Origin of the sequence: Rhodopirellula maiorica SM1, from assembly GCF_000346295.1 — a bacterium.
GTDB lineage: Bacteria > Planctomycetota > Planctomycetia > Pirellulales > Pirellulaceae > Novipirellula > Novipirellula maiorica.
The window spans coordinates 1-1,918 of the sequence record NZ_ANOG01000754.1; the positions used below are offsets into that span (position 1 = coordinate 1).

A 1,918-nucleotide genomic window follows, 5' to 3' on the forward strand; every position below is an offset into this window, starting at 1 on the left:
ACCGCCCCAAAATTTGTGGTCGAGCGAGTATTCGCCTGGGCCGGTGATGAACAGGGCGACGTAGGTGGTCAGATAGATTGCGGCCAGTTCCTTGACTTTCCATGGATCGGCCCCGTGCACGAGGAACAACGCGATCACCATCGTGAAGGCCAGCGGCAGCAGTGCCAAACGTGTGCCCAGCCCCAAGATCAATAGCAGCGAGCAACCGACCTCGGCGGCGATTGCCATGATCAAACTGAGCTGGCTGCCCATCCCGATCGGGTCGGGGAAGGCATCCGACATGGCGCTAAATCCCATCACCTTCTGAATGCCATGCACGAGCATGAATAGGCCGAACGCGACACGCAGTACAAGTAATCCGACGGAAATCTGTTTAGCAGACGCAAGTAGCATTGGAAAGATCCTAAGTGAGTGAAGGGAGCAGGGAAAAGTGTCTGCGCTGATCGTCGTTCAGCGCTAGTTGTGGAACAGCGAGTCAGAAGGTAGAAGCAATTTCCATTGCCACCTGGACCGCAGCGGTTTCGGTCGCAGCAACATCGTCAGGCCCCGCGAGAGTGGGCTCGACCACCACCGAATGGATATGCGTAAATCCGACAAATCCCAGTATCAACTCTAGGTACGTCTTCTGAAAATCCATCCCCTGGGTTTGCTCGCTGCCATAAGCGCCGCCACGAGCGTAGACAACCGCAACAGGTTTGCCAGTGACCAATCCGCTATAGCCGGTCTCGGGCGAAAAACTAAACGTCTGGCCTGGCTGAGCGATCACATCGATATAGTGTTTCAACTTGTAGGGAATTCCAAAATTCCACATCGGAAGACTGATTACATACTTGTCGGCCGATTTGAACTCGTCAATCACGTCGACGACGCTTTGCCATGCTTTGGCCTGACTCGCATCATGCCCTTGGCCATGTAGTACTTGGTATTTCGCGTCGATTGTGTCACCGTCGAATTCGGGAAGCTTCTTTTTCCAGAGGTCGATCGTCAGGATTTCATCATCGGGGTTGGCCGATTTGTAGGCGTCAAGAAAAGCATTGGCAACTCGAATCGATTTCGAGCGTGCTTTGCGGGGAGACGATTCGATGTAAAGCAGTTTGGACATGGTTTGCTCTGCAGGGGTGGAAAGTGTGAACGTTGGTTTTTCGAAGTCGACAAAGTTGCCAGCGAGTTAGGTTCGCTGGCGAAGTGGTGGTACGGTCGTGATCTCAACTCAGATCAAACAGGAGCACATCGCTTGATTGGTTCGCCGTGACGTGAAGCGATGTCGCTCGGCTCGACGCCACCGCGTCGCCCGCTGCGAGTGTGGTCCCATTGACGGTCACCTCGCCCGTGGCGACTTGTAACCATGCATGTCGGTTTCGCTCAAGCGTGTAGTCGAGACTTTCGCTCGCCTGCAATTTGCTGGCGAAAATCTTGGCGTCTTGGTAAATCCCCACCGCCGCACCGGAATCATCGGGCCCGGCAATCAAGCTCCACTGGTTCGTTTTCTGGTCGTCGGTAACCTTGTTCTCGCGGTAACGCGGATTCACGCCACGCATCGCGGGTCGGATCCAGATTTGCAGAAGATGATTCGCCTCGGTCGACGATGGGTTGTACTCACTATGGGTGATTCCCGTCCCGGCGGACATCATTTGAATGTCATCAGGGGTGATGATTGCTCCTTTGCCCATGCTGTCTCTGTGCTGTAGCGATCCGTCCAACACGTAAGAAATGATCTCCATGTTGCGGTGTGGATGCGTCGGAAAGCCGCGGCCGGCGGCGATTTTGTCATCGTTGATGACTCGCAGACTGCGAAATCCCATGTTTCGTTGATCGTAATAGCCACCGAACGAGAACGAATGGAAGCTTTTCAGCCACCCCAGATCGGTGTGCCCTCGCTCGGCTGCCTGGCGAACCAGCCAATCGGTGCTGATGGGCT

The 1,918-nt window shown here is 54.7% G+C and carries 3 protein-coding genes; all 3 read right to left on the reverse strand.

Annotated features, from left to right (window positions below; all coding sequences use genetic code 11):
• A partial coding sequence (locus RMSM_RS24475; RefSeq protein ID WP_008702888.1) for a DoxX family protein occupies nucleotides 1–393 on the reverse strand: 393 nt, incomplete at its 3' end.
• An 82-nt stretch (nucleotides 394–475) separates the two neighbouring features.
• Nucleotides 476–1,102, reverse strand: coding sequence for an FMN-dependent NADH-azoreductase (locus RMSM_RS24480; protein WP_008702889.1), 627 nt, complete (start codon nucleotides 1,100–1,102; stop codon nucleotides 476–478).
• A gap of 103 nt (nucleotides 1,103–1,205) precedes the next feature.
• Nucleotides 1,206–1,918, reverse strand: a 713-nt coding sequence (locus RMSM_RS24485) for a pirin family protein (protein ID WP_052031789.1), incomplete at its 5' end; no start/stop codon positions are given.

Bases quoted from the DNA above. Each gene is read 5' to 3' on its own strand.
- RMSM_RS24480 (WP_008702889.1), bottom strand. From the start codon at position 1,102: ATGTCCAAACTGCTTTACATCGAATCGTCTCCCCGCAAAGCACGCTCG.